Below are 1,824 nucleotides of genomic sequence, written 5' to 3'. Positions count from 1 at the left end.
GCTGCGCACCTTGCCGTCAGCGTCTCGGCTGGATGAGACGGCGTTGCTTTCCTGATCGTAGGCGATGATGGCGCGGTTGGCGGCATCATAGCCGATGCCGATACGGTAGTTGTCGGGGTTGGTGATTTGGATGACGTTGCCGGCGGCGTCGTAGCTGTAGCCGGTGACATTGCCGCCGGCGTCGGTGGCAGCTAGCAGGCGGTCGGCATCGTCGTAGCGGGCGGCGCTGCTGTCCACCAGGGTCTGGGTGCCGTACAGGCTGGTTTTGAGCTTTTGGCCGACCGGGTTGCCGTTGGCGTCGAACTGGTAGTCGCGCAGTTTGCCCAGCCGGTCGGTGGCCTGGATGATGCGGTCGACAGAGTCGTAGCTGAAGCTGGTCGGGTACCAGTCGGCGTCGATGCCGGTTTTGAGGTGGCCCAGGGGATCGTAGGTGAGCGCGGCGCTTTGGGTGGTAGGAGCTGCGTCGCTGTTCTTGATGCCGGTGCGCGCGACCGTGGTGGCGTTGAGCTGGTTGGCGTCATAGGTGTAGGCCACGATCGGGCCGGTGGTGCTGGTCGGGGTGTTGGCTGCGATTTGAGCGGCGAAGTCGCGTACGCGCTTGCTGCTGGTCAGGTTGCCATGGGTATCATAGCCGTTGACGCTCCAGGACAGGATTTGCGCTGCGGCAGGGATCGCGCATTCGCCGCTGCAGGTGGCGGGTGTATAGGTGGAGACCGTGCGAATGCTGTCGGTCGGGTTACCGGCGGCGTCATAGCGCAGGATGCTCCAGTTGCCGCGTGCGTCCTGGATGCGGCGCGGCTGGTTGTAGGCGGTGAAGTCAAAGAATTTGACGGTGGCGTTTCTGGGCGTGGTGATCTGGGTGACGTTGCCGCTGGCGTCATAGGCGTACTGGGTGTAAAGCCCTTGCGGGTCGGTCTTGGCGGTGCGGCTGTACGGCTGTCCGCTCTGGGTGTATTGGTAGCTGTGCTCGGCGCCGTTTTCTTCAACGATCTTGAGCGGGTTGGCGTTGGCGTCGAAGAAGAAGTGGCGCTCCAGGCCGCGTTCGTTGACCTGGACGGATTCACGGCGGAAGTCGTTGTAGGTGAAGCTGTTGACCTGATCCGGAGACAGGCTGCCATCGGTGTTGACGACGGTGTGGCGGAAGGTGCGGCCGTTGGCGTAATACTCGAATTTCATGCCGTTGCCGCGCGGCAGGGTGTACTGCTTCATCAGGTGGTTGAGGCGGGTGCCGTCTACGGTAGTGTAGTAGCTGTAGGTTACCGGGGGTTGGGTGGCGGCATTGGTGACTGACAGCGGATTCTTGAAGCTGGTCAGGTTGCCGTTGCCGTCGGTGTAGCCATATTGGTACTGCCGCCCGGTAAAGTCCTGGATCTGGGTGAGGTGGCTGCCCGTGTAGGTGAGGGTCAGCGCATGCCCCAACGCATCGGTTACGCTGCACAGGTTGTTGCCGCAGGCTGCGGAATAACTCAGGTTAAGCGCGTTGCCGTTGCGGTCGGTGATCGACAGCAGACGGGCATAGACCGGTGTGGCGGTGCCGGGCACGCCGCTGGGGCCGGTGGCGGTTTCGAATTTGTAGGTCAGGCCGTTCTTCTCGCGCAGGGTGTAGGTGCCGTCGGCCTGGCGCTGGAAAGAAACGAAGGTGCCGGCGGGACTGGGGATGACACCTGCTGAGAGATTGCCGCCGGTCTGGCCGGTGGTGGCAAAGAATTTCTCGGCCCCGGTGCCGTCGATCCAGGAGACTTTGGCCGCACCGCCTTCGACGCCGTAGAACTTGAGGCTGTGGTTGAAGCTGTGGGTCCAGCCGTAGCCCAGCGGGCCGTCCAC

1 pseudogene is annotated in these 1,824 nt (G+C 63.1%); it reads right to left on the bottom strand.

Going from position 1 to position 1,824, the window contains the following annotated elements:
• Positions 1-1,824: pseudogene (locus SCT_RS15185) on the bottom strand (RHS repeat protein); the annotation flags it as partial.

The sequence above is a fragment of the Sulfuricella sp. T08 genome, assembly GCF_000971475.1.
Taxonomy (GTDB): Bacteria; Pseudomonadota; Gammaproteobacteria; order Burkholderiales; family Sulfuricellaceae; genus Sulfuricella.
This window is presented reverse-complemented; position numbering and strand designations above follow the sequence as displayed.